Here is a 5,058-nt window from a genome sequence, read left to right as displayed (position 1 = left end):
GGATTCTGACGCCTGCCGCTATGTCTCAACCGCCTGACCAGCAGGTTTGCCATGCATCACCTGCCAGAAGGCCGATTTGCTGCGGAACTCCGGTGTCGGTGCGGGTGTATTCGCTTGGTACTCCAACGGGGCGAAGGATGCCTGATGCGGTACTAGGCCCTTGGGTGGCCGGTGTCTGGCGTCTTGCCTGATTCCGTTTGCCGCTTGGTACGTACCACCTCTGTGGCAGTGCCCGCCAGCAAGCCCGCCGCCAGCAGCCCGATCACGATCGAACCCTGTCGGATTCCGTCGGCGGCGCGTCCGTCGAGGTACGCAATGTGGCGGACCTCGGTGGGCCGCGCCGGGTTGTAGACGACGGGTATGCGCGTTCCTGGCTTCGCATCGGTTGCTGAGCTGACCGCGACATCGACTTCCGCCTGCACGGGGCCGGACGGTGTACCAAAGCGCACGGTCACGGCGGTCGCCCAGCCTTCCTCCGACCGGCTGGTGATCTCGACTACGGTTGCGTCGGTCCTGTGGCCGTGGTGCCGGAGGTTCGCCAGCATCTGGTACTCCTGACCAGCTTTCCATCCCATGGTTCCGGCAATGGTGGCGGCTATCAGGAAACCCCCGGCGGCCAAACGGGCTTTGGTCCAGCGCGGGGCCAACGGCCACGATTCCGGACCGAGCCGCAGCAGCCCCGCCACGAGCTGGCCCGGTGAAGGAATCTGGTCGGCCCCGCGATGAGCCCGGCCCCGGCGGCGTACCAGCAGCCAGGAGACACCGTTCGCTGCAGCCAGCGCCACCGCCCAGCCGAGAACATAGAGCCACAACTGCCCAAGCGGTCCGAATGCCATCCACACCACGATGGCCACGACGACCGCCAGCGGGCCCCAGGTAAAGGGGGTGACGTGCTCGTCCCGGCCGCTGCTCAGCACGGACTTGCGTTCATCCATCTGCGCCTCCACACCCGTTACGAGATGAGACTCATCGGCTGCCGCGCCAGTTGTAGTAGTGCCTGGCCGCCCTGCGACAGATGCCTCGTCGGTTGTCGGGCTTCACCTGCGCTGATGCTCCAAGATTCCGTCCACGCGTCCACGGACCCCGACATAGGGCCGCTTCCGGCGGCACAGCGCTGCATAAACGCCAAGACCCCGGCCTCAGCGTTTCCGCTGGTGACGGGGTCTTTGGGCACCTCATACAGGGTGCCCCCGGCAGGATTCGAACCTGCGCACACGGCTCCGGAGCCCAGGTGAGCTCACTGGGCCGACACCCGTCTGACCTGCGCCGGAGCTGCCCGATGTCGAGCAGCCAACCAAGATCATTACGTCCACATTACGCAGGTGACCTGTCGGCGTCGGGATGCGCCCCGTATGGTCGGTCACATGATCTCGGGCAGCGACGGCGGGTGGGAAGACGGCGGCGACACGGGGTTCACGGCCGGGGGTACGGCGCCCGTCCTCCGAGACGCCTGCCGCTCCGCCGGCCTCGACCCGACCGGCGCCGAGTTGCTGCGCCTCGGATCCAACGCCGTCTACCGCTTGGCCTCGGAACCGGTGATCGTCCGCATCGCTCGGGACCCTGCCGTTCTTCCTGAGATGGAACGCGCCGTGGGCGTCGCCCGCTGGCTGGAGCAGTCCGGCTTCCCGGCCGCGCGCGTTCCGCGGGACACTGCCCAACCCGTGGTCGTCGGTGGCCGGGTCGTGACCTTCTGGGAGAGCGTCCAGGAGCGGGAGGAATACGCCACGATAGGGGAGCTTGCAGATCTGTTAAAGCGCCTCCACTGGCTGGAGGAGCCTGAATCCATGGGCCTGCCGTACTTCGACCCACACGCCAAGCTGGCCTCATCCCTGGCGGGCCTGGACGGCATCTCAGATCGGGATCGAGAGTTTCTGGAGGGGCGGGCGGCCGAGCTGGGCAAGGAGTACGACCGCCTGGACTTCGTCCTTCCCTTCGGCATGATCCACGGTGACGCGAACATTGGGAATGTCCTCCGCCACCGCGATGGCCACGCCGTCCTGATCGATCTCGATGGCCTCGCCCTGGCCCCGCGTGAGTGGGACCTGATACTCACCGCGATCTACTACGAGCGGTACGGGTGGCACACCCGTGAGGAGTATGCGGAGTTCGTCCACCGGTATGGCTTCGACCTGATGAACTGGCCCGGCTACGAGACCCTCGCTGACCTCCGCGAACTGATGATGGTGGCGTGGATCGGGCACCAGGTGACGACGAGCGAGCGTTTCGCGGCCGAGTTCCAGAAGCGCATGTACTCCCTTCGGACCGGTGAGGGCCGGGATACATGGGGCGCCTTCTGAACAACCTCGGACATCGCCTGCCGACTCAACGCGCAGCAGGACCGCTGGCTGCGGCTGCCACCCACAACCGGTGCTCGCCTACCTGCTCCGCGAAGGCCTGGGACACCGCGTTGTCCCCTGCCGCGAGCAGATTCGCCCGGAACTCGGCCAGGTAACTCACGCATCGTGCGGACTTCAGGTTCTCCCCGAGATCCAGCGCATCCACCGCCACCCGGCAGGCCTCCTCGATGTCGTCGGCGCGTAGGTGGGCGTCGGCCAGCACCATCGTCGCGAAGAAGTCGCTCCGCACGTGGCTGCCGCTCATCGCGTTCTCCGCGTGGGCGACCGCCTGCCTGGCGCTGTTGACGTCCCTGAAGCAGTGCGCTGCTTCGGCGGCCAACTCCGCCTCATCGAAGTAGGCGATCCACTCGGGCTCGTCGTCGCTGTTCCTGCCCTCCAGCGCTCGCGTCGCCGCCGCCAGAGCTGCTTCACACCCTCGGACATCTCCTGTACGGGCGAGCGCGCGAGCCTCCATCGCATGGAACTGGGCCCGGAGCGTCGGCGTCGCCACCGCCGAGATGCCCATCAGGGCGGCACGGGCGAGCGTCGCTGCCTCGGTGTACCGGCCGAGGAAGGTGGCCTGGTGGCTCATCGCCGACAGGATGCTTCCGGCAAGGCGCCGGTCGTTGGCGTCCTGGGCCAGCCGGAGGGCTTGAAGGAAGTAGCGCTGGGCGAGTCCGTGATGGCAGGCGTCGTACGACATCCAGCCGGCGAGCAAGGTCGCCTCCGCCACGGTGGAGTAGAGAGCCCTCCCCACGGCGTCGCTGTAGCCGCCGCGCAGCAGCGGAACCACCTCGGCACTGAGGTACTGGATAACGGCCCGCCGGGCGTGATCGCCGCCGAACTGGTCGTCGAGCCTTGCGAACATGTCGGCCGTGGTCTTCACTGCTGCCACGTCTCCGAGCCCCACACGCAGCCCCACCGGGCGACAGGATCGGGGCGCTGGCTCCGGAGCCACCAACCACCGCAAGGACGCCTCGTTCCACGCCGGCTCGGACGCCTCGGACTGCAACAGCGGCTCGTACCGGTTCAGGTCGGCGCTCCATAGCCGGTCAACTGTGTTGATAGCCGCGTCAGGGCTGTCGGGGTAGCTGGCGTCCAGAAGTGCGGCGTCCTCTCTGCCGTCGTGTTCCAGCCCCAGCTCGTGTGGGCTGGCGCCGTATGCGTCCCCGAGCAGAGCGCCGTAGAACCCGTCCGGCACGCTGTGCCCGTTCTCCCAGCTCGCGATGCGCCGCTTGACGCTGTCGTCGGTGGGGAGCTGGTGGCCGCGCTTGGCCGCAGCCTTGCGTAGTTCCCGTACCAATCGCAGCTGGCTCCAGCCGCGTTCGGTTCGGGCCCGGCGTAAACGCTCGCTGACGGGGTCCATGGGAGACGGCCTTTCCCTCCTCCTGGCAGCGCAAAGGGGGTGGTGCGTGGTCCTCGACCATCACGAACGTACGCGATTTACAACCCCGTTGGCAGCGGCGAACGGGATTTATCACCACCACTTCGGGACGACGGGGGGTGACGGGCTTCCGCGCCACTCGTCATCCCCCGTCACCTGTCGTCATCTGCCCTGGTCAGTGCCAGTCCCGCGACGCTGAACCCACTGCGGCTCAGGCGCCGTGGGGTAGCCGACCTGAGGTGGGAAGAAGTCGTGCAAACGATGACCAGGAGAGGCATCGAGTGGCTGTCGGCAGCGGCGGACGACCCGGTGATGTGCCGGGCGCTCTGGGCGGACGACCCGCGTAGCCCGTCGATGATTCCCGCCGGCCGCCTCTTCGACGTGGTGTCGGTGGAACAGCGGCTCGGCCTGGAGACGTTCGATCAGATGTGCCGCCGCGAGTTGCCATGCGGCCCGGTCATGGTCGACCACCGGGCCCGCAGGGTCGGCTTCTTCCTTAGCTCCAACAGCCGCGACTGGTTCACCTACTTCCTCAGGCGCGAGACCAGCGAGCCGCCGGAGTACCGGTACCTCGGTCTCAAATCCGTGGTGGTGGTGCCGGGGCCCATGCCCCTGAGCGGCGACCGCTACCAATGGCTCCGGGCCCCGGTACGGCGTCCAGAGGCCAATCCGCTCCGTCCGATCGCCCTGGCAACAGTGCTTGTCGCTGCCGCCGAGCTACTGGCACGCGTCGACCGCTACGGCGATCGGTTCACCTCCGCTGCTGACGCCATGGCGGCCTATCCGGAGGAGTCGACTTCCGGTGCATGAGGAATCCCGCGGCCGCCTTGACGCAGCGCGCTGGTCCCCGTTGGACAGCGACGGTTGGTACGCCGCTCGTGACGCAACAACGGCCCTCCGCGACGCCTTGATCAGTGCGGGCATGGAGCGCGACTTCCCGTACCTGCGCGCCGACCTGAACGCCTTCGGCCACGGCCTGGTCGAACTGGGCCGTGTTTCACCTGCGACTGCCGAACATTTGGCCGAGCTGCTGCGCCTGGCCTTGGCGAGCGCTGCCGCGCCTCGCCCCAACACCAAGACTGACCGCGAACCGAGGGAGTGAACTCATGACAGACCGACGCGGAGTCATCGCACCACGCGCCGAGAACCTGACGGCCGGCGTGAGCTACGTCCGAGGTTGGGGCGAGGCTCGACGCGGTGCCGACCGGCTCGCCCAACAACTCGCCACGCTGGGGCTGGAGGCTCTCGACGACGGCCGAACCCTGACCCTCTGACGGCGTATCAAATCTGACCCACTTGGTGATCTTCATCTGACCCTGGCCTTGGTGATCAAGGTCA

The 5,058-nt window shown here is 67.4% G+C and carries 6 protein-coding genes; 4 read left to right on the top strand and 2 right to left on the bottom strand.

What is annotated here, in order from left to right; genetic code table 11:
- Window positions 1–152: 152 nt before the first annotated feature.
- A complete protein-coding gene (locus tag AB0M27_RS46645) occupies window positions 153–935 on the bottom strand; it encodes a DUF3592 domain-containing protein (RefSeq protein ID WP_365732280.1) in 783 nt (260 codons plus the stop codon).
- A 429-nt stretch (window positions 936–1,364) separates the two neighbouring features.
- On the opposite strand from AB0M27_RS46645, the gene AB0M27_RS46640 reads away from it, so the two are divergent.
- Complete coding sequence (locus AB0M27_RS46640; RefSeq protein WP_365732279.1) at window positions 1,365–2,297, top strand: aminoglycoside phosphotransferase family protein; 933 nt, start codon at window positions 1,365–1,367, stop codon at window positions 2,295–2,297.
- Window positions 2,298–2,322: 25 nt separating this feature from the next.
- Here the strand turns inward: AB0M27_RS46640 and AB0M27_RS46635 are convergent, their stop codons facing one another.
- Window positions 2,323–3,702: a hypothetical protein gene (locus tag AB0M27_RS46635; RefSeq protein WP_145887926.1), complete on the bottom strand. Its 1,380-nt coding sequence runs from the start codon at window positions 3,700–3,702 to the stop codon at window positions 2,323–2,325.
- A gap of 279 nt (window positions 3,703–3,981) precedes the next feature.
- Here AB0M27_RS46635 and AB0M27_RS46630 point away from each other — a divergent pair, with 279 nt between their 5' ends.
- The 3 genes from AB0M27_RS46630 to AB0M27_RS46620 are packed head-to-tail and all read left to right on the top strand — an operon-like array spanning window position 3,982 to window position 4,994.
- Entirely contained in the window at window positions 3,982–4,530 is a 549-nt protein-coding gene (locus AB0M27_RS46630) for a bifunctional DNA primase/polymerase (RefSeq protein ID WP_145887940.1), read from the top strand.
- Window positions 4,523–4,822 carry a hypothetical protein gene (locus AB0M27_RS46625; protein WP_365732278.1) on the top strand — a complete coding sequence of 100 codons (300 nt, stop codon included), beginning with the start codon at window positions 4,523–4,525 and terminating at the stop codon, window positions 4,820–4,822. Before AB0M27_RS46630 ends, AB0M27_RS46625 begins: the two co-directional genes overlap by 8 nt.
- 4 nt (window positions 4,823–4,826) lie before the next feature.
- A complete protein-coding gene (locus AB0M27_RS46620; protein ID WP_365732277.1) occupies window positions 4,827–4,994 on the top strand; it encodes a hypothetical protein in 168 nt (55 codons plus the stop codon).
- Window positions 4,995–5,058: the final 64 nt, after the last annotated feature.

It is taken from the genome of Streptomyces sp. NPDC052107, from assembly GCF_040680215.1.
Classification (GTDB): Bacteria; Actinomycetota; Actinomycetes; order Streptomycetales; family Streptomycetaceae; genus Streptomyces.
The sequence above is the reverse complement of the archived record's forward strand: the minus strand, read 5'-3'. Positions and strand labels throughout refer to the sequence as shown.

Coding starts and splice junctions, on each gene's coding strand:
- AB0M27_RS46645 (WP_365732280.1), bottom strand. CDS start 935: ATGGATGAACGCAAGTCCGTGCTGAGCAGCGGCCGGGACGAGCACGTC.
- AB0M27_RS46640 (WP_365732279.1), top strand. CDS start 1,365: ATGATCTCGGGCAGCGACGGCGGGTGGGAAGACGGCGGCGACACGGGG.
- AB0M27_RS46635 (WP_145887926.1), bottom strand. CDS start 3,702: ATGGACCCCGTCAGCGAGCGTTTACGCCGGGCCCGAACCGAACGCGGC.
- AB0M27_RS46630 (WP_145887940.1), top strand. CDS start 3,982: ATGACCAGGAGAGGCATCGAGTGGCTGTCGGCAGCGGCGGACGACCCG.
- AB0M27_RS46620 (WP_365732277.1), top strand. CDS start 4,827: ATGACAGACCGACGCGGAGTCATCGCACCACGCGCCGAGAACCTGACG.